Raw genomic sequence first — 20,092 nt, forward strand, 5'->3', positions numbered from 1 at the left:
CGCTGTGGGGGAACTAGCTGGTCGAGACGTTGTTCGCGGCCTGCGAGAGCTGCGGAACCAGCTTGTCGAGCAGCCACGGCATGCTCAGGACGTTCGGTGAGCTCGACGCGAACACCAGCGGCGGGTCGGTCAGGCCGATGTAGGAGTTGGTGCGCACCGACTTCAGACCGGCGAACAGCGGGTTCGACTGCACCTCGTTCTGCAGTTCCGGCGACAGATACCACGCGAGGAGAACATCCGGGTTGTACGTGGGCAGCAGTTCGAGGCTGACCGGAGCTGCGAACTTGGTCTGATCGTTGTCCTCCCGAAGCTGCTGCGCGAGCGGGTCGACGGTGAACCCGAGACTGACGAGCATCTTCAGCCGCGGATCGGTGTCGAAATAGAAGTTGTACGAGCCCGGCTCGGTGCCGCTACCGAACGCCACGGTCTTGCCGGCGAACTCGGGATGCTGCGACTTCTGCTCGGCCAGCGTCTCCTGCGTCTTCGTGACCAGTTCCTCGGCCTGCGCGGACCGTCCGAGAGCCTTTCCGACGGTGGTGATCTGGTCTTCCCAGCTGGTCGCCCAGCGTCGTTCCGGATATGCCACCGTGGGCGCGATGGCCGACAGCTTGTCGAACTGCTCCTGGTTCAGTCCCGAGTGCACGGCGAGGATGACATCGGGATCTAGCGATGCAATCTGCTCGTACGGCATCTCCTTGCTCGACGCCGTCAGCAGGGTGGGCTCGGCGTTCGGGTCGAGTTCCTCGAGGCGTGCGCGTGACCACGGCAGGAGGCCGTCATCGGTTCCGGTATCGGACTTCATGTTCTGGACGGCGACGGGAACGACGCCGAGCGAGAGTGCGGCATCTTCGCTGCCCCAGCCGAGCGTGATCACACGCTCGGGGGCTTCCGTGATCTCGGCGGTGCCCAGTGCCGACGAAATCGACACCGGGAAGGCCGACGCATCGGCCTGTCCGGTGGCGGAAGCCGCCGAGTCGTTCGAGTCGGACGTCGACTCGCTGCAGGCACCGGCCAGCAGAGCGGTTGCCGCGAGCATCACGATCCCGGCTCTGTGCCAATATCTTCCGGACGTTGTCATCGATCTCCCTGTTCTCTTACTTGATGGGTGTGTGGGGTGCGTGAGCCGAACGCGGCCAGTGCCTCGTTCACCACCGTGCCGACCTCCCCGATCCAGCGGGGTTGGGTCATGTCCTTGTGCTCACAGTCGAGGTCGTGATTGACGATCGTTCCGTTCACGAAGGGCTCCCAGAGTCGGTGCGTGGCCGCAGTGGCGGGATTGCGTGCCGCCGTGAAGAAGAGCAGGTCGGAATCGACGACGATCTGCGAGGGCTCGGACTCGAGGCGCACGGCGTTGGCGAAGTTGTCGATCATCGCAGCGGGGGTGTGCTCGTTGATGCCGGCGAGAGCGCTGCCCTCGCCCCGGAGGATGTCGATCACCTGCTGCCTCGTCAGTCCCTCCGCGAGAAGCGGTTCCGGGTCGTACCCGACCATGTACAGCAGTGCGGCCAGCGCGTCCTGCTCCGTCGGCATGGACGCCCAGGCGTCGGAAGGGAAGGAGTCGAGCATCACCAGCATGCCCAGCTCGTCACCCTGCTCCTGGAGCGCGCCCGCGATGGCGTGTGCCACCACACCGCCGAGCGACCAGCCGAGGAGGTGGTACGGCCCGGTCGGTTGCACCGCGCGCATGTGCTCGAGGTACTCGGCGGCCATGTCCTGAAGGGACTCGGGTGGGCGGGATGAGGTCGACAGGTTCGACGCCTGCACCCCGTACAGCGGGTAGTCGGAGTCGATGTGCCGCAGCAGTCCCGAATACCCCCAGCTGATCCCGCCTGCAGGGTGGAAGCAGAACACGGGCGGCCGGGAGCCCTCGGTGCGGAACGGCAGCAGGACGGCGAGCGCGTCGGCGTCGGAATCGTCGTCGAGGCGGCCTGCAAGTTGCGCGACGGTCGGCGCGGCGAATATTGACGCCACCGTCGCGGTCACGGACAGTCGCTTCGAGACTTCGCTCATCAGCCCAGCGGCCATCAGCGAGTGGCCACCGAGGTCGAAGAAGCTGTCGTCGATACCGACTCGCTCGAGGCCGAGCGCCTCGGCGAACAACTGGCACAGTACTTCCTCGCGTGCCGTGCGCGGACCGCGTTCGGACACCTGCAACGACAGGTGCGGGACGGGTAACGACGATTGGTCGAGCTTGCCGTTCGGGAGGGTCGGAAACTCCTCGACCGCAGTGAATGCCGCGGGAATCATGTAGTCGGGCAGTCGGCTGGCGGCACGGCGGTGCAGTTGGTCGGGGTCGATGCGGCCGCCGGGAACGGACGTGGCATACGCGACCAGGCGTTGATCACCGGGCCGGTCCTCACGCACCACGACCACGACGTGCTCGACGTCCGGGTCGCCGGCGAGCACGGACTCGATCTCGTTGAGTTCGATGCGGAACCCCCGCACCTTGACCTGCGTGTCGGCGCGGCCGGTGAAGTAGATCTGCCCGTCCCGGCCCCACCACACCACGTCCGATGTCCGGTACATGCGGGTGCCGGGGTCTCCGAACGGGTCGGCGACGAATCGTTCGGCGGTCTTGGTGCTCTGGTGACGATAGCCCTGGGTGACGCTGGCTCCGGCAAGGTACAGCTCACCGGAGACCCCGGGTGGCACCGGCCGCAATCCCGAATCCAATACGTACGCATGCTTACCCGGATCGATGACGCCGATCGGTACCGGGCCCTCGTGTCCCGGCCGCACCAGGGCCAGCGTGGCATTGACCGTGCACTCGGTGGGACCGTAGGCGTTGAAAAGCCGCCGGCCGGGCGCATACCGCTCGATCAGCTGGGCAGGGAGTTTCTCGGCACCGAGCATGAGATCGACTCCGTCGGGGATCGAGTGCTCGGGCGGGAACGCGGCCGCGAAAGATGGGGGGACACCCACGAAGTTCACGCGGTGGTCGCGGATGACGCGCGCGAGCGGTTCACCCGGGACACGGTCTGCGTCCGTGGCGACCACCAGGGTTCCGCCCGACAGCAGTCCCCACATGATCTGCCAGAACGCGAGATCGAAACTGATCGAGGAGAAGTGCAGTGCCCGGGTCGTGGAGTCCATCCCGATCACGTCCGACTGCAACGACAACAGGTCCGCGATACCGCGATGCGGAACCACGACGCCCTTCGGCACACCCGTCGAACCGGACGTATAGATCAGGTACGCCGCGTCATCGAGTCGCAGTGGCCGGATGCGATCACGGTCCGTGACAGGTACGGCGGGGTGCGCGGATAGAAGCGTCCCAACCTCGGGGTCGTCCAGGTCGATCAGCGGAACGCCGGTGCCCAGCGCGCTGCGATCCGGTACCCCGACGGACGAGGTGACGACGGCGACCGGGGAGCCGTCGGCGAGCATGTGCGCGATCCGGTCCGCCGGATACGTGGGGTCGATCGGTAGGTAGGCGGCACCGCTCTTCAGCACGGCGAGAACGGCGACGATCAACTCGGCTGATCGGTCGAGCGCGAGGGCGACCACGTCTCCCGGTCCGGCACCACGCGCAATCAACAGCTGTGCAAGCATATTCGCACGCGCGTCGAGCTCGCCGTACGAAAGGGACGTCGCCGGCCGGACACCGCGTCCCACGGCGAGAGCCTCGGCGTCCGGCGTGCGGGCCACCTGCGCGGAGAAGTACTCGTCGAACGTGCGGGCCTCGATGCTGTGGCCCCGGTGTGACCACGTGCCGAGCACCTGCGCACGCTCGACGTCGGTGAGGATGTCGAGTCTTGCGATGGATTCGCCATGACCGGCAACGAGTCGCTCGATCACCACGGCGAGGCGATCGGCCAGCGAATCGACGGTCGCCTCGTCGAACAGTTCGGTGGAGTACTCGATGGTCACGTCGACCCCACCCTGACCGGCGTGTTCCTGGAAGCGAAGTGACAGGTCGAATTTCGCGGACGTGGCGTCGAGCATCCGCACCGACGACTCCGCGCCGTCGAACCGCTGCAGTGAACCGTCGTCTTTCCAGTGCGACAGCATCACCTGGAACAGCGGATGGCGGGCGCTGGACCGTGGTGGGTTGACCAGTTCGACGATGCGGTTGAAGGGGACGTCGGAGTGGTCGACCGCCTCGAGGTCGACCCTCCGCACGCGGTCGAGCAGCTCGTCGAATGTGGGAGCCCCCGACACATCGGTGCGAAGGACGACGGTGTTGACGAAGCAGCCCACCATGCCGTCGAGGTCGGGGTGGCTGCGGCCGGCTACGGGGACGCCCAGTGCGATGTCTTCACCGGCACCGAGTCGCTCCAGCAGCACCGCGACTGCGGCGTGGACGATCATGAAGAAACTGGCGCGCCGCTCCGCCGCGAGCGCTTCGATCGCGGAGTGCAGCGACGGCGGCAAGGTGCGGTGCACGCTGGCACCGCGATGGGTCGGCAGCGCTGGGCGTGGCCGGTCCGTGCGCCAGCCGAGTTCCAGCGGGAGCCCTGCGAGTTGCTTCTCCCAGTAGTCGAGCCGGCCGCCGGAGGCACGTTCGCGCTGCCAGACCGCGACATCCGGATACTGCAGGGGGAGAGGTTCGAACACCGGAGGGCGGCCGGCGCGGCGGGCGTTGTAGGCGAAGGTCAGGTCGCCGAGCAGTTTCGACTGCGACCACTCGTCCCCGATGATGTGATGAATCAACAGGACGAGGGTGTGCTGCGGTTCGTACAGGACTGCACGCAGCGGGGGTTGCTCGGCCAGTCCGAGGCCCACCGTGGTCATTGCCGAGACGTGGGCTTCGATGTTGCCGATGTTGCCGACCCGTTCGAGGCGGACCTTCGACTGCTCGGCGGGCAACACCACCTGCTGCGGAACGGAGTCGACGAGGGGAAAGACCGTACGCAGCGACTGATGCCTGGTGACGACGTCCGTGAATGCAAGGGCGAGAGCGTCGGGATCCGGTGCGACGTCGAAGTCCACTGCCAGGCCGAGGAGGTAGGTTCCGCCGCCCGCGGCGCTGTCGAGGAACCAGAGCCGTTCCTGGGCAGGAGACAATGGCACAGCCGTGCCCTCGGGGATGTTCCGGGACCGGGGGCCGGAGGCGGTGCCCGTTCTCCCGGTCTCGTCGACGCGCGCGGCCACTGCGGCCACGGTGGGATTGTCGAAGATTGTCGCGACACGCAGCGCGACACCGAGTTCCGCACTGATCGACGACACCAGGGCGGCCGCCAGCAGGGAGTTGCCGCCCAGAGTGAAGAAGTCGTCGTGAATGCCGATCTGCTCGGCCCCGAGCACAGCGGTGAACAGGGGAAGGATGCGGTGTTCGGTGTCCGTGCGGGGCCCGTCGGCGGATGCCCCACGCCAGCGCGGAACCGGCAGTGCAGCCTTGTCGACCTTGCCGTGGGACGTCAGCGGCAACCGATCGAGAAGCATCAGCGTGGACGGTGTCATGTACCCGGGGAGCGTGCGTATCAGGTGCCCCCGCACCGCGTCCTCGATGACGTCCGGATCGGTCCCGGGTTCGGGCACGACATACCCGACGATCCTGTCGTCCCCGGACTTCGGTGCATACACGGTGGCGACGGCGGCACGCACCCCGGACACCGCGGTCATCGCGGCCGTGACCTCGCCGAGTTCGACGCGGTACCCACGCAATTGGATCTGGTCGTCGATCCGGCCGCGGTAGTAGAGGGAACCGGTGGCGTCGTAACGCGCGAGATCGCCTGTGCGGTACATCTGTTGCCCGCCCGGCACGAACGGGTCGGCGACGAACCTGCTCGCGGTCAGCCCGCGACGGCCGAGATATCCCGGTGACACACCGGGCCCCGACACATAGATTTCTCCGGTGATGCCCGGCGGTACCGGACGCAGCCCCGGTCCGAGGACGTAGGTGCGCAGATCGCCGAGGGGGACCCCGATGTCGACGGAATCGGGAGCGGCGACCCGAGCTGCCGTGACATGCACGGTGGTCTCGGTGATTCCGTACATGTTGATCAGTTCGGTGTCACCAGACGAGCCCGCGGCGAACCAGGAACGCAGAACGGCAGGATCGAGTGCCTCCCCGCCGAAGACGACGTAGCGCAGGCGAAGTCGCTCCCGCGCACCTTCGGCGTCGAGTGCGTCGACCAGATGGCCGAAGGCCGACGGTGTCTGGTTCAGCACGGTGACACCTTCGTCGACCAACAGCGCCGCGAGGTCCGCGGGCGAGGTGACGACATCCTCCGGGACGGTGACGAGACGCCCGCCGTAGAGCAGGGCTCCCCACATCTCCCACACGGAGAAGTCGAAGGCATACGAGTGCAGCAGTGGCCAGCAGTCGTCGGCGGTAAAGGTGAACCACTCACGGGACGCCGCGAACAGGCGCATCACGTTGCGGTGCGGGATGGGAACTCCCTTGGGCACACCGGTGGAGCCGGACGTGTAGATGATGTACGCGATGTCGTCGGCGCGAACCGTACTGTCCGGGGAGGCCGACGGTGCGGTCCCGGCGACGTGGTGGTCGATGCGGGGTAGGTGGCCCAGCACTGCGGTGGAGCCGACGGCCAGAGTCGGTTCGGCGTCCTCGAGGATGAAGCGGACGCGTTCTGCCGGTGACGAGGGATCGATGGGGAGATAGGTCGCACCGCACCGCAGGACAGCGAGGATCGCGACGATCAGGTCGCTGCCCCTCGGCAGGCTGACGGCCACCACGGTGCCGCGGCCGGCGCCTGCGTCCTGAAGTCGACGCGCGAGAATTCCACTGCAGCAAGCGAGTTCCCGGTAGGTCAGCTCGTTCACCGCCCGACGATCCGCGTGACGGCCCGCCTGCGCAAGGAAGGAGGAGACGATGGTTTCGCCATCGGCATCGGCATCGGCATCGGGCTGCTGAGTCCGGTGCAGTCCGGCCGACGACTGCCACAGCGCCCACTCGTCGTCGGCGCAGAGGTCTACGGTCGCTACCGGTCCGGGCGCGGACGAGATTCGCTCGAGGTACTGCGCGAACCGGTGCAGGTGGACCCGCATCTCGTCTGCGCTGTACACCACTGGATTTCCGGCCCATTCGAGGGTGAGGTGGTCACCTGCGCCGGTCACCGAGATCACCACGTCATCCACCGGCCCGGTGGCCACCTGATGGATCACACCGCGCGACGGACCGAAACGTAGAGCCGCATCGAAGGGTTTGACGTTGACCACCGGCCCGCCACCTGCACTCCGATGGGTGTTCCGGACCCGCTGGAACGGGCGCGCTTTCGTCAGCTGGGCCGTCGTCCGGGTGATCACGTCGCCGAAGGTGGGGTGTCCGCCGAGTGAGAGGCGGAGCGGCACGACGTTCGTCGCGGTGACCGGCGAGGTGAGTTCCACGCCTGTGCGTGCGAGCACCGGGACCCGGAGAGTCACCTCGTCGGCGCCGGTATGGGCGGCGAGGTAGCCGGCGGCCGCAGCATAGACCGCGTCCGCCCACGTGGCGCCGTGCGCGGAGGCGGAGGCGCGCAAGCCGGTCGACACGTCCGGCCCGAGTATGAGTGCGACGCGGTGCGGATCCGCAGTCGGGCGGCGGGTGGTGTCGGTGAAGGTGACGGAAGTGCTTGCTCGTGGCTCCGGTTCGGGCAGTGCGGAGTCGACTTGCCGGGCCTGCTCGACGTGATCCCGCAGTGTGGGAAAACGGGCGGGCCGTGGATCGGTGCCCTGGTGGAAAGCGGTGTAGAGGGCGGCCACCCGGCGCGTGAGAAGTGAATAACCGTACGCGTCGAGAAGAACGTGTGGGGCCCGCAGATACCAGAGGGCACCGGTGTCCACGCGGATGACGGCAGTGCGCACCAGCGGACCGGCCGAGAGGAGGTCGAGCGGTCGGCGGACATCCGCCCGCATCCACTCGAGGGCGGCGTCCCGGCTCAGCTCCAAGGTCTCGACCTCGGGACTGCGATCGTGCAGTTGCAGTACGTCGACGGGTTCGGCATCCGGCTCGGCGTCGAACCGAACCGATAACACCTCGGCCTCGTCGATCAGCGTGCGTACGGCCTTCGTCAGCGCCCCGATGTCCACGGTTCCGTCGATGTCGACGTACTCGGCTGTGGTGTAGGCCGATCCGGTCTCGTCGAGCTGATGCCCGGCCCACAACTCACATTGAGCAGCGGTCAGACACAGTGCTGTAGTGCCCTCCGCAGTTTCCGCGGCGGACGGCGACGATATCGAGAGGGACATCTGACGGTGCTCCTGGTATTTGTCGGCGTGGGCTTCCGGCTTGCGACCTCTGCGGTGGTCAGCCGACTTCGAGGGGGGCGAGCGCGGATACCAGGGCGTCGGTGGTGAGCACCGAGCCGCATCGCTTGGACGCGTACGTCAATGCCATTAGATGCTCTTCACGACTGAAATCCGCGGTTGCGTCGGAAACGAGGAAGGGTTGGACATCCGACATGAAAGCCTCGGCCGCGCTGAGCATGCACCCCATGTGCGTGTAGACGCCGGTGACGATCAGCTGATCACGACCGTGATGGCCCAGCAGCTGCCGGAGGTCGGTGCGCTGAAATGCCGAATACCGCCACTTCGTCACCTGGATGTCGCCGGCGCGTGGTGCCAGCGGTTCGATCACCTCGGTGTCGCGGCCCGACGAAAGTCCGGGTCCCCAGAAATCGGCGAGAATGCCACGTCGTGACGGGTGCTGGTCGCCCGGTTGCATCGTGTAGACGACGGGAATCCCTGCGAGCGAGCAGGCTTCGCGGATCCGGATCATGTTGGCGAGCGCGGTCGACATCGGCTCCGAGTGCACGTCGTAGGCGTCGATGAAGTAGTTCTGCATGTCGTGGATGAGCAGTGCGGACCGTCGAGGGTCGAGACGCCAGGAGACTTTCGATTCGGGTACTTCGGAAACATCCGGAATCGGGTACGTCGCAATCGGCGGGATGGCCATGTATTCCCTCACTGTCGGTCGAGCCTTGGAAGAACCCCTCGGACATTCGGTTAGGCTAACCTTTGTTGCATCGCTTGTGCAATCGGTACGTTCTGCGCTCGGGGAAGACCGGAGGAGGCGTCGCACAGTAAGGTGACACACCGGTGGGGGCCGGTCACGGGCCTCACGTGCCGGAGCCGCCGAGCCAGGAGAGACCGTTGACCAAGCTGCTGTTGTTGCTGCTGATCGTTGTCGTGATCGTCGGCATCGTGCTGATTCTGCGGAGCCGGACAGGCAAGAAGTCTGCGCCCCCAGTCCGCGTCGATCCGCTCGCCGACTACCCCGAGGTGTACGACCCGTACAAGATCGGTGTCGGCGACATCATCACGTACGCAGGCATCGACCACGTGGTGCGCGGCACGATCACCCTCGACGAAGAGGGATACATCTGGCACGAACACCTGCTCGACGGCTCGACCGGGCAGCGGTGGCTGACCGTCGAGAACGACGAGGGCAACCTCGAGATGACGCTGTGGATGCGGCGTGAAGGCACCGGACTCGAGCCGAACGGTGACGTCATCCTCGACGACCGGGTGCACCGGCAGATCGAGCGTGGTACTGCCTCGTTCACCGCGGAAGGCACTACCGGGACGGCGCCCAGCGGCATCGTCGACTACGCGGATTACGAGACCGCCGACAAGACCGGACTGCTGTCGTTCGAGCGCTGGGCTCGGACGCAGTCGTGGGAGGTATCCACAGGCCGAGCCGTCACCCGCAGTGAGCTCACCGTTATCCACTCGGGTCCACCGCAATGACGTTGCACATCCTGGACATCGAGTCACGGGATGTGACGGCCCGCGCACTCGGTCTCGTCGTGAACGCCGAAATCCCGGTTCCGCTGGCACAACTCACCGTCGTGAACGGCAACGACTCCGTCGTCCTCGGTGTGCTCGGTGCGTCACACGCGGTCGTAGCCTCTCTCGGCGGCCACCACATCACCGAGCAGGTGTCGTGTGATGCGGTGCGGGCCGGCGGGCAGCCGCTGCCCGTGTCCGAGAGGGCGAGTGGATACCACTTCACGTCCGACACCCGGACAGTCGACCGCGTCCACCTCGAAGAGACCGCCGACTGGCTGCGCCGTCAGGCCACCGAGGCGGACGGGTGGATCTGCGGATCGTTCCCCGGCGACCCCACCGCGTTGACGGCCCTGACCGCACGGTCCGGGCACGCGGGCGGGTGGGCCTGGCAGACCTGGCACCTGTATCCGGGCGAGAAGGACGGGGTAATCGTGGAGACGCGAAGCAGGTGGCAGCCATGACACGCAACGCCAGGCGGGCGCTGATCGCCCCGCTCCTACTCGTGATGCTGGCGCTCACCGCCTGCGGCGGCAACATCCGCGACTTCATCGGAGACACGTACGCGCTTCAGAACACCTCCGGCGACGCCAGGACATACACGTCCAAGGACCCCATCGGGACCACGGTGTCGAAAATCGTCAGCGAAGAAGCCCCGGCCGCCCGCAAAGCCGACGGTGGCAGCGAGTACCTGCGCTACGACGACGACATCGTCACCGTCAGCGGGGCTCCGGGCGGTGGCAGCCTCATCCGCGTCGAAGACATCGACGGCCGATACCGAAGCGGTGGATTCGCCTACCTGGGGCCCGGATTCAACCCCGGCTCACCGGCCGGCGGCGCGGGCGGCAGTGGCGGATCCGGCGATGCCAAATGACCATCGACCTACAACTCGGGAGTAGTGCGTGAACATCACCTATACGGCCGCAGCCACCGAAATCGGCACCGTCGACGCCGGGCTCCTCGTCGTCGGCATGCTCGGAACCCTGGCGTACTTCGTGGTCGGGATCGCCGTCCTCGGGGTCGGCTTCCTGGTTCTCGACCTGGCCACGCCCGGCAACCTTCGGCACCAGGTGTATATCGACAAGAACCCGAATGCGGCCATCCTGCTCGCGTCCAACCACCTTGCTCTCGCCGTCATCGTCGTCTCGGCCATCCTCACGAGCGACGACGGGTTCGCCCAGGGGCTCGCCGATTCCGCGGTCTACGGTCTGTTCGGAGTGCTCCTGCAGTTGATCGCGTTGCGTCTCATGAACCGCCTACTGCCGGGGCGGCTCGTCGAACTGGTCGGCAACCCGAAGATGTGTGGTGCCGCGTGGGCGGTCGGAACGTCGCTCTTCGCCATCGGGCTCGTCAACGCCGCCGCGCTCACCTGAACCGATGACAGCGGTGGCGGCACAGTCCGAGGCGAAGCGGGCGCTCGACGGACGTTCCCGCGTCCTCCTGCTCGCGGCGGTCGCCGCCTGCGCCGCCTGCGGTTTGATCTACGAACTGGCATTGCTCACCCTCTCGATCAGCCTCACCGGCGGCGGCATCACCCAGACCTCCCTGATCGTTGCCGGATTCGTGGCCGCCCTGGGTGTGGGCGCTCTCGCAGCAAAACCACTGCTCTCCCATGCCGCCGTGTCGTTCGTCGCCGTGGAGATCGTGCTGGGCCTCGCCGGGGGATTCAGCGCAGTCACGCTGTATGTGACGTTCACGTTCTTCGGTTCCAGCGCAGTCGTTCTCGTCCTCGCCACAGCGCTCATCGGTGTCCTGGTGGGCGCCGAAGTGCCCCTGCTGATGACTCTGCTGCAGTCGGGGCGGAGCGACAACGACGCCGAAACGACGGGCAAGGTGCTGGCCGACCTGAACGCTGCCGACTACGCGGGCGCACTCGTCGGGGGATTGCTGTGGCCGTTCGTCCTACTTCCGATCGCCGGCATGATTCGCGGCGCCGCCATCACTGGGATCATCAACCTCGTGGCGGCTGCGGTCGTGGCGCTGATCCTGTTGAGGTGGCAGCTGAGCGTGCGCACCCGACTGCTCGCGGTGGTCGCACTGCTCGTGGCGGCCACAAGTATCGCCGTGTTGCTGGTGCGCGCCGACAATATCGAAACCACATCACGGCAACGGCTGTACACCGACCCGGTGGTGGCCGCCGAACGGTCGCAGTACCAGGAAATCGTCATCACCGAACGCGGCGGGGACGTGCGTCTGTTCCTCGACGGCGACCTCCAGTTCTCGAGTGCCGACGAGCACCGCTATACCGAATCCCTGGTCTACCCGGCGATGGCCCGCAACCCGGAAAGGGTGCTGATCCTCGGCGGGGGTGACGGTCTCGCCGCCCGGGAAGTACTGCGGCTGAACGGCGTGCGAGAGATCGTGCAAGTAGAACTCGACCCCGCCGTGATCGAACTCGCCACCACCCGCCTCGCCGACCTCAACGAGGGTGCACTGCAGGATCCTCGCGTGCACGTGGTGATCGACGACGCCTTCCGGTGGCTGCGGGATCCACCCGTCACCGGCTTCGACGCCGTCATCGTCGATCTTCCGGATCCCGACACCCCGGCGCTCGGACGCCTGTACTCCACCGAGTTCTACGGGCTCGCGGCCCGGGCGCTCGAACCCGGAGGCCTGATGGTCGTGCAAGCGGGAAGCCCCTATTCGACACCGGACGCGTTCTGGCGGACCACCTCCACAGTCGCGTCGGCGGGCCTGAGTGTCACGCCGTACCACGTACTGGTGCCCAGCTTCGGCGACTGGGGGTTCGTCCTCGCCTCCCCGGAGTCCGAGGCGCCGTCGCTACGCCTCCCGTCGGACGCGCCCGAGCTGCGATTCCTCGACGGCCCCACTCTCGCGGCGTCCGCGGTCTTTTCCCGCGACCGACCCCCGCGCGAACTCGAGCCCTCCACGCTTGACAGGCCGCGCATCGTCGATGACATGCGTAGGGGTTACCAGCGCTGAGCGCTGCGGCTCCGCCGCCTGTGAGTACTTCTTAACCACCGAGTGTTAATAAGTACTCACGGGGCGCAGTTAGTTCATAGATATACTAAAAGCGACAGTGGCGGGCAGTCGGCCCGCCACCCGGTCGCGATAGGGTTTCCTCATGAGCGATGACGCTGCGCCGGTGCCTGTCGAGGTGCCCGAGCGCCTCGACTTCTGGTCGTTCATCGAACTGGCCAATCGGCGTTTGAGCACCGAGTACGGATCGACGCACCAACTGGCGACGCAGGTTCTGCTCACGCTGAACCGGGCGTCCAATGTGGTGACCTACGACCTCGAGTCGTCGATCCACCGTCCGCGGGGGCTGTCGTGGTCGTCGTTCCGGCTGATGTTCGTCACCTGGCTGGCCGGGCCGATCGATGCGAAGAGTGCGGCCGAGCTCACCGGCATGAGTCGGGCTGCGGTCTCCAATCTCACGAAGTCGCTGGTCGGCGCCGGTCTGATGGAACGAACACCCGATGAGCGGGACGGCCGATCGGTGCAGCTGTCGCTCACCGAGCGCGGTCGCCGGGAGATCGGGGAGATCTATCGTGAGCAGAATGAGCGCGAACATGCGTGGGCGAGCGTGCTCACCGAACCTGAGCAGCGCATCCTCGTCATGCTGCTCGACAAGTTGATCACCAACCGTAGCCAGTTCGACGTTCGCGGACGCAACTAGATCCTTCCTGGCGTCGTTATCGGCCTGTGCTTGCCATCACGCCCTCAAACTAGTTAATGTGTTTACTAAGCGACGACACATCGAGGAGGCCGGTCATGGCGTTCTATCGGCAGGCGGGCAACATCCCGCCGAAGCGGCACACGCAGCACCGTGACGAGGACGGTCAGCTCTACTTCGAGGAGTTGATGGGCGAGGAGGGCTTCTCCTCCGATTCGTCGCTGCTGTATCACCGGCACATTCCCTCGGCGATCGTCGACGCCACGGTGTGGGAGCTGCCAGATCAGACCACGACGCCCAACCATCCGCTCTCGCCGAGGCACCTGAAGCTTCACGACCTCTTCCCGGAGTCGGTATGGGCGGAAACCGACGTCGTAACCGGACGTCGGTTGATCCTCGGCAACGGCGACGTGCGCATCTCGTATGTCGTCGCCGGCAAGGAATCGCCGCTCTACCGCAACGCTCTCGGCGACGAGATGGTGTACGTCGAATCCGGCGCGGCCACAGTGGAAACCGTTTTCGGTGCGCTCGAGGCGAAGCAGGGCGACTACGTCCTGATCCCGATGTCGACCACCCATCGGTGGATTTCGACCGGTCCGGACCCGTTGCGCGCCTACGCAATCGAGGCCAACAGTCACATCGTCCCGCCGAAGCGTTACCTGTCTCGGTTCGGGCAGCTACTCGAGCACGCACCATATTGTGAACGCGACCTCCACGGTCCCGGCGAGACATTGCAGGCCGAGGGCACCGACGTCGAGGTGCTCGTCAAGCACCGCACCTCGCACGGCATCGTCGGCACCCGGATGGTGTACGCCAACCACCCATTCGACGTGATCGGGTGGGACGGATGCCTCTACCCGTATACCTTCAACATCTCCGACTACGAGCCCATCACCGGGCGCGTGCACCAGCCGCCGCCGGCGCATCAGGCGTTCGAGGGCAACAACTTCGTCATCTGTAACTTCGTGCCCCGCAAGGTCGACTACCACCCGTTGTCGATTCCGGTGCCGTACTACCACTCCAACGTGGACTCCGACGAAATCATGTTCTACTGCGGCGGCGACTACGAGGCCCGCAAGGGTTCCGGCATCGGACCGGGTTCCATCTCCGTCCATCCCGGCGGGCATGCCCACGGTCCGCAACCCGGTGCTTACGAACGCAGCATCGGGGCCGAGTTCTTCGACGAACTCGCGGTCATGGTCGACACCTTCCGGCCCCTCGAGCTCGGCGAAGGAGCGCTGGCGTGCGAGGACTCGGGCTACGCCTGGACCTGGGCGGGACGGGGGCCGGCGCAGTGATCGGAATTCCCGCGCTCTTCACTGGTCTGTGCGACGACGCCGCCCTGTTCCCCCCCGGCAATGCGCCCTTGCCCGATGCCATCCCCGCGCACACACGTCACCGGACGTCGTCGTACGCAGACCTGGTCGGACCGTTCGTCTTTCCGGCGTCCCGGGTGAACGAACTCACCCCGGCCGAGCTCGACGTGAGTCTTACTCTCCCGGGCGGCCCTGCCACTCTCGAGGCCGCGCTCACGCGCATTGCCGCGGTGGAGGGAGTCACCCCGGTTGCCCTCGAAATCGCGGTTCCGGCGGAGCAGTCGGCCGCGGACTTCATGACCGCAGTGCAGGCCCTCGAGACCTTGACGGCCGGACTCGATGTGTTCGTCGAGATTCCACGCGACGAGAGGCGTCCTGATGTGCTGGCCGCACTCGTGGGTACGTCGGTCTCGGCAAAGTTCCGTACAGGCGGTGTCGTTGCGGAGGCCTACCCGGACGAAGGTGAACTCGCGGCCGCCATCCACACCGTGGTCGCGACCGGGGTCCCTTTCAAAGCGACGGCCGGACTCCACCATGCCGTGCGGAACACGGATCCGGACACCGGGTTCGAGCAGCACGGCTTCCTCAACGTGCTGCTCGCCACCAGGCACGCACTCGGCGGTGGCACCGTCACCCAACTCGCCGCGACACTCGCCGAACGCGACGGCGCACTTCTCGCGCAGGAGCTCGGTGACCTCTCCGACGACGTGGTCGAAGCCGTCCGCTCCTCGTTCCGTTCCTTCGGAACCTGCAGCGTCCTCGAGCCGCTCGAAGACCTCGTCGGGCTGCAGCTCGTTCCGTCGTCCGTCCTCTCCACAGAACAGGGAACCTCCGCATGACCACGCTCGACATCCCCGACGATTCGCTTTTCGGGATCGACAACCTGCCGTACGGCGTGTTCTCGACCGCGGACTCGGCCCCACGGGTCGGAGTGCGGGTGGGGGATTCCGTCGTGGATCTCGCCGTCGCACTCGGCGACGCCGTCTTCGCGCAGCCGACCCTCAACGCCTTCATGGCGCAGGGCAGGGGCCGGTGGGTGGAGGTCCGACGGCAGATCACCGAACTGGTGCAGGGAGACGTCGACGCGGCTGCCGTGTTCGCGGTCGACGAGGTCACCATGCATCTGCCGGTGGATGTGGCGGACTACGTCGACTTCTACGCGTCCGAAAACCATGCCACGAATCTCGGACGGCTGTTCCGGCCCGACTCCGAGCCGCTGATGCCCAACTGGAAGCATCTGCCGGTCGGGTACCACGGTCGGTCGAGCACCGTCGTCGTGTCGGGCACCGACGTCATCCGGCCGTGTGGGCAGCGCAAGGCCCCGGCGCAGGACGCCCCCGACTTCGGTCCGTCCCTCCGCCTCGATATCGAGGCGGAGATGGGCTTCCTCGTCGGCATCCCGACGAAGCTGGGGGAAACCATCACACCGGACCAGTTCGCGCAGCACGTGTTCGGCGCCGTGGTCGTCAACGACTGGTCCGCCCGCGACATCCAGGCGTGGGAATACGTGCCGCTCGGCCCGTTTCTCGGCAAGAGCTTCGCCACCTCCATCTCGCCGTGGGTGGTGCCGCTACTCGCCCTCGAGGCCGCTCGCATCGACACCCCGACCCAGGATCCGGAGCCGCTACCGTACCTGCGGGGCGAGGAGAAGTGGGGCCTCGACATCGATCTGACCGTCGAGTGGAACGGGCACGTGGTGTCGCGGCCGCCGTACGCGCAGATGTACTGGTCGCCTGCGCAGATGCTCGCACACACCACTGTCAACGGTGCCACCGCCAGTACCGGCGACCTGTTCGCGTCGGGCACCATCTCGGGTCCCGAGAAGAATCAGCGCGGTGCCTTCATCGAACTCACCTGGGGTGGCAAGGAACCGGTCCAGGTCGGCGACGAGACCCGTACCTTCCTCGAGGACGGCGACGATATCGTCATCTCCGCCACCGCGCCGGGCCCGAACGGCAGTCGCATCGGCTTCGGTGACGTCCGCGGTCGTATTCTGCCGGCAACACCACCTGTGAGTACTTCTTAACCGCGGACGGTTAACAAGTACTCACAGGTGGTAGGCAGTAGGCATGACCCAGAACTTCGTGGACACCACCGTCGAGCCGGACAACGGCGTCGCGTTCCTCACCCTGAATCGGCCCGAACAGCGCAACCCGCTGTCGTCCGAGGCGATGCGGGAGGTTGCCGCAGCGCTTCGGAAACTGGGCGGCGACGACACCACCCGCGTCGTCGTCATCAGGGCTGAAGGACCGGTTTTCTCCGCGGGACACGACCTGAAGGAGATGATCGGTCGCACCCTCGAGGACGAGCAGGCCATCTTCGACACCTGCGTGGAAATGATGCAGACGGTTCAGGACATCCCGCAGCCGGTGATCGCGTCGGTGCAGGGTGCCGCTGTCGCGGCAGGCTGTCAGTTGGCCGCGTCGTGCGACCTCGTGGTGGCGTCGTCGGACGCAGTATTCGGGACTCCGGGTGTGAAGATCGGACTGTTCTGCTCGACTCCGATGGTGGCGCTCAGCCGCGCGATCGGGCGGAAGCGGGCGCTGCAGATGCTCCTCACCGGCGACACGATCGACGCGGCGACGGCCGCGGACTGGGGGCTGGTCAATATAGTTGTCCCCGCGGCGAAGCTCGCGGACGAGACCAATGCCCTCGCCAGGAAGATCACGAAGGCAAGTCCACTGACGGTGAAAATCGGCAAGCAGGCCTTCTATCGGCAGATCGAATTGCCGCAGAACCAGGCGTACGAGGCCATGGCCGACACGATGGCGGCCAACGCCGTCACGTGTGACGCGCAGGAAGGCATGCAGGCGTTCGTCGAGAAGCGGGCCCCGCAGTGGCGGGGGAAGTAGGCGTCGGCATGGTGAAACCTCAGGCGGCATAGTTGGACGTCCTATAACCTTCGGGTATGAGTCTGGATCCGCATACCGATACCGTCGACGGAGTGCTCCGGCGCTCGGCAGCCAAGTTCCCCGACCGCACGGCTCTGCTCTTCGAGGAGCGCACGTGGACGTACCGCGAACTCGACGACGCGGTGAGCCGGGCCGCCGCGTACCTGCAGTCCCTCGGGCTTCGGACGGGGGAACGCGTCGCCGCGTACGGCACCAATTCGGATGCCTACGTCATCGGGTTCCTTGCCTGTGCGCGTGCCGGTCTGGTGCACGTACCCGTCAACTACGCACTGAAGGGTGACGAGCTGACCTACCTGGTGTCGCAGTCCGGCAGCAGTGCGGCACTCGTGGACCCGGCGCTGGCGGGAACACTCGACTCCGTTCGCGATGGGCTCGACCTGCGCCATGTCGTACCCCTGCGCGACGCCGAGGGTTCCCTGCTGTCGCACAGCAGTTCCGGTGACGTACCCGTCCTCGCGGAGCCGGTCGCCTCTACCGACCTGGCCCAATTGCTGTACACGTCGGGCACGACATCGAAGCCGAAGGGCGCCATGATGACTCATGGTGGTCTCGTGTGCGAGTACGTGTCTTCCGTGATCGCGCTCGCGCTGAACGACGGCGACAACCCGTTGATCTGCATGCCGCTCTATCACTCGGCGGGCATGCACGTCTTCATGTTGCCCTACCTGTCGGTGGGAGCTTCGGTAAATCTCATGCAGGCTCCGGACATCCCGGAGATTCTGCGGCGAATAGAGGACGATCGCATCGGATCGCTGTTTCTCGCCCCGACGGTGTGGGTGCCGCTCGCCGGACATCCGGATCTGGAGACACGCGACCTGTCCTCGCTGAAGAAGGCACAGTACGGCGCGTCGATCATGCCGGTGACGGTGCTGAACCGGCTGCGTGAACGCTACCCCGACCTCGGTTTCTACAACTGTTTCGGGCAGTCCGAGATCGGTCCGCTGGCCACGGTGCTGCAACCGGAGGAGCACGAGGATCGGCCGTCGTCGTGTGGCAAGGCAGTGTTCTTCGTCGAGACGCGGGTGGTGGATCCGGACGGCAATGACGTCCCGGACGGCACCCCCGGTGAGGTCCTCTACCGTTCACCCCAGCTGTGTCTGGGGTACTGGGACAACCCCGATGCCACGGCAGAAGCCTTCCGTGACGGCTGGTTTCACTCGGGCGACCTGGTCACGCGCGACGCGGACGGTTATATCACCGTGGTCGACCGTATCAAGGACGTCATCAACACCGGCGGCATTCTCGTGGCCTCGCGGGAGGTCGAGGACGCCGTCTACACGCATCCGGACGTCGCCGAGGTGGCCGTCATCGGGACGCCGGACGACAAATGGATCGAGGCGATCACCGCGGTGGTGGTGCTGCGGGAGAACGCGACCGGAGTGACACCCGACGGGCTCATCGCGCACGTCAAGGAGCGCATCGCGCCGTTCAAGGTGCCGAAGCAGGTGGTCTTCGTCGACGAACTGCCCCGCAATCAAAGCGGCAAGTTGCTCAAACGGGAACTGAGAGTGACGCTCTGATCACCGCCTGGTCGACGCCCTCTCGACGAGTTCGACGGGAAGTTGCACCGACTCCACGTCGTGACCGGCGATCAGCGACAGCAGGTGACGCACGCCTGTCGCTCCGATGAGACGGGCCGGTGATCGCACCGTCGTCAGCGGCACCGGTAGCTGGGCGACCACCGGAATGTCGTTGTAGCCGACCAGTGCGAGGTCGTCCGGTATGCGCAGACCGAGGTCGCGGGCGACACCCAGAACACCGATGGCGATGGTGTCGCTGACAGTGAAAATCGCGTCGGGACGTGCGTCGCGGTCGAGCAGGATGCCGGCGGCTTCGACGCCACCCGACACGTCGAAGTCCGAGCGGACGAGGCGGTCCGGGGGCAGTGCGATCCCGTCTTCGGCCAGCGCGTCGCGGAATCCGGCCACCCGGCCGCGGGAGGTGCTGGCGTGCTCGGGCCCCGCGATGACGGCGACGTCGGTGAAACCCCGATCGAGGAGGTGCCGGCCGGCGAGGTATCCGCCCCGGTGGTCGTCACCGGACACGAACGGCAGGCCGACGTCGGCATGCCGGTTGAGTTGGAGCATCGGCAGCGCACCCACCGACAGTGATTCGACGAACTCCTGTCCGGGGCTGTGCAGGCTGCTGAGCAGCAGCCCGTCCACCTGCCTGCTGACGAGGAACTCGATGGCTTTGCGCTGGGCGTCGAGATCGTCCGGCGGGCTGGACAACAGGACCGAATATCCTGCGGCCGTGGCAGTCTCCTCGATGCCCTGGAACATGGTCGCGACCACGCCGTCGGTGAGCCGCGGCATGACGACACCGAGGGTGGTGGTCTTGCGCGTCCGCAGGCTGGCCGCCCACAGATTCGGCTGGTAGCCGAGTTCGACCGCCACCTCGCGGACCCGTATCGCGGCCTCCGACCAGCCGTCCGCGGGTTCGGGCTGCCTGAGCACGCGAGACGCCGTCGACACGTGGACCCCGGCGCGTTCCGCGATCTCTCGGAGGGTCGGCGGACGCCCGGAGGTGCGTGTCGGGCGGTCCGGCAAGTTCAC

15 protein-coding genes are annotated in these 20,092 nt (G+C 66.4%); 11 read left to right on the forward strand and 4 right to left on the reverse strand.

All coding sequences use genetic code 11. From position 1 onward, the window contains the following. Positions 1-13 precede the first annotated feature (13 nt). Genes HYG77_RS19575 through HYG77_RS19585 form a run of 3 tightly spaced genes read right to left on the reverse strand, consistent with a single transcriptional unit; the run spans position 14 to position 8,839 of the window. Positions 14-1,078, reverse strand: coding sequence for an iron-siderophore ABC transporter substrate-binding protein (locus HYG77_RS19575; RefSeq protein ID WP_208960297.1), 1,065 nt, complete (start codon positions 1,076-1,078; stop codon positions 14-16). Continuing rightward, positions 1,075-8,133, reverse strand: a complete 7,059-nt coding sequence (locus tag HYG77_RS19580; RefSeq protein WP_208960298.1) for a non-ribosomal peptide synthetase — start codon at positions 8,131-8,133, stop codon at positions 1,075-1,077. Before HYG77_RS19580 ends, HYG77_RS19575 begins: the two co-directional genes overlap by 4 nt. A gap of 58 nt (positions 8,134-8,191) precedes the next feature. After that, positions 8,192-8,839: an isochorismatase family protein gene (locus tag HYG77_RS19585; protein ID WP_109333727.1), complete on the reverse strand. Its 648-nt coding sequence runs from the start codon at positions 8,837-8,839 to the stop codon at positions 8,192-8,194. 197 nt (positions 8,840-9,036) lie between these two features. On the opposite strand from HYG77_RS19585, the gene HYG77_RS19590 reads away from it, so the two are divergent. From HYG77_RS19590 to HYG77_RS19640, 11 genes are all read left to right on the forward strand, one after another. Next, a complete protein-coding gene (locus HYG77_RS19590; RefSeq protein WP_208960299.1) occupies positions 9,037-9,633 on the forward strand; it encodes a DUF4178 domain-containing protein in 597 nt (198 codons plus the stop codon). Beyond that, on the forward strand, positions 9,630-10,136 hold the full coding sequence (locus HYG77_RS19595) for a DUF2617 family protein (protein ID WP_208960300.1): 507 nt from the start codon (positions 9,630-9,632) through the stop codon (positions 10,134-10,136). The genes HYG77_RS19590 and HYG77_RS19595 overlap by 4 nt, the downstream gene beginning before the upstream one ends. Continuing rightward, positions 10,124-10,546 carry a DUF4247 domain-containing protein gene (locus tag HYG77_RS19600; RefSeq protein ID WP_208960301.1) on the forward strand — a complete coding sequence of 141 codons (423 nt, stop codon included), beginning with the start codon at positions 10,124-10,126 and terminating at the stop codon, positions 10,544-10,546. The genes HYG77_RS19595 and HYG77_RS19600 overlap by 13 nt, the downstream gene beginning before the upstream one ends. Before the next feature lie 28 nt (positions 10,547-10,574). Then, complete coding sequence (locus HYG77_RS19605; RefSeq protein WP_109333719.1) at positions 10,575-11,045, forward strand: DUF350 domain-containing protein; 471 nt, start codon at positions 10,575-10,577, stop codon at positions 11,043-11,045. A 4-nt stretch (positions 11,046-11,049) separates the two neighbouring features. Then, positions 11,050-12,615 carry a polyamine aminopropyltransferase gene (locus HYG77_RS19610; RefSeq protein ID WP_208960302.1) on the forward strand — a complete coding sequence of 522 codons (1,566 nt, stop codon included), beginning with the start codon at positions 11,050-11,052 and terminating at the stop codon, positions 12,613-12,615. A gap of 142 nt (positions 12,616-12,757) precedes the next feature. Then, complete coding sequence (locus HYG77_RS19615) at positions 12,758-13,312, forward strand: MarR family transcriptional regulator (RefSeq protein WP_109333715.1); 555 nt, start codon at positions 12,758-12,760, stop codon at positions 13,310-13,312. A 95-nt stretch (positions 13,313-13,407) separates the two neighbouring features. Continuing rightward, positions 13,408-14,607 carry a homogentisate 1,2-dioxygenase domain-containing protein gene (locus tag HYG77_RS19620; RefSeq protein ID WP_208960303.1) on the forward strand — a complete coding sequence of 400 codons (1,200 nt, stop codon included), beginning with the start codon at positions 13,408-13,410 and terminating at the stop codon, positions 14,605-14,607. Further along, complete coding sequence (locus tag HYG77_RS19625) at positions 14,574-15,464, forward strand: hypothetical protein (RefSeq protein ID WP_208963449.1); 891 nt, start codon at positions 14,574-14,576, stop codon at positions 15,462-15,464. Before HYG77_RS19620 ends, HYG77_RS19625 begins: the two co-directional genes overlap by 34 nt. Continuing rightward, positions 15,461-16,651 (forward strand): fumarylacetoacetase, encoded by a 1,191-nt coding sequence (gene fahA / locus HYG77_RS19630; protein WP_208960304.1) that lies wholly within the window; start codon positions 15,461-15,463, stop codon positions 16,649-16,651. The genes HYG77_RS19625 and fahA overlap by 4 nt, the downstream gene beginning before the upstream one ends. A gap of 43 nt (positions 16,652-16,694) precedes the next feature. Continuing rightward, positions 16,695-17,477 carry an enoyl-CoA hydratase gene (locus tag HYG77_RS19635; RefSeq protein WP_208960305.1) on the forward strand — a complete coding sequence of 261 codons (783 nt, stop codon included), beginning with the start codon at positions 16,695-16,697 and terminating at the stop codon, positions 17,475-17,477. A 56-nt stretch (positions 17,478-17,533) separates the two neighbouring features. Further along, positions 17,534-19,057: an acyl-CoA synthetase gene (locus HYG77_RS19640; protein ID WP_109333708.1), complete on the forward strand. Its 1,524-nt coding sequence runs from the start codon at positions 17,534-17,536 to the stop codon at positions 19,055-19,057. On the opposite strand, the gene HYG77_RS19645 is transcribed toward HYG77_RS19640, so the two are convergent. Then, positions 19,058-20,092 (reverse strand): LacI family DNA-binding transcriptional regulator, encoded by a 1,035-nt coding sequence (locus HYG77_RS19645; RefSeq protein ID WP_109333706.1) that lies wholly within the window; start codon positions 20,090-20,092, stop codon positions 19,058-19,060.

The organism is Rhodococcus sp. ZPP (assembly GCF_017656075.1).
Taxonomy (GTDB): domain Bacteria; phylum Actinomycetota; class Actinomycetes; order Mycobacteriales; family Mycobacteriaceae; genus Rhodococcus_F; species Rhodococcus_F oxybenzonivorans.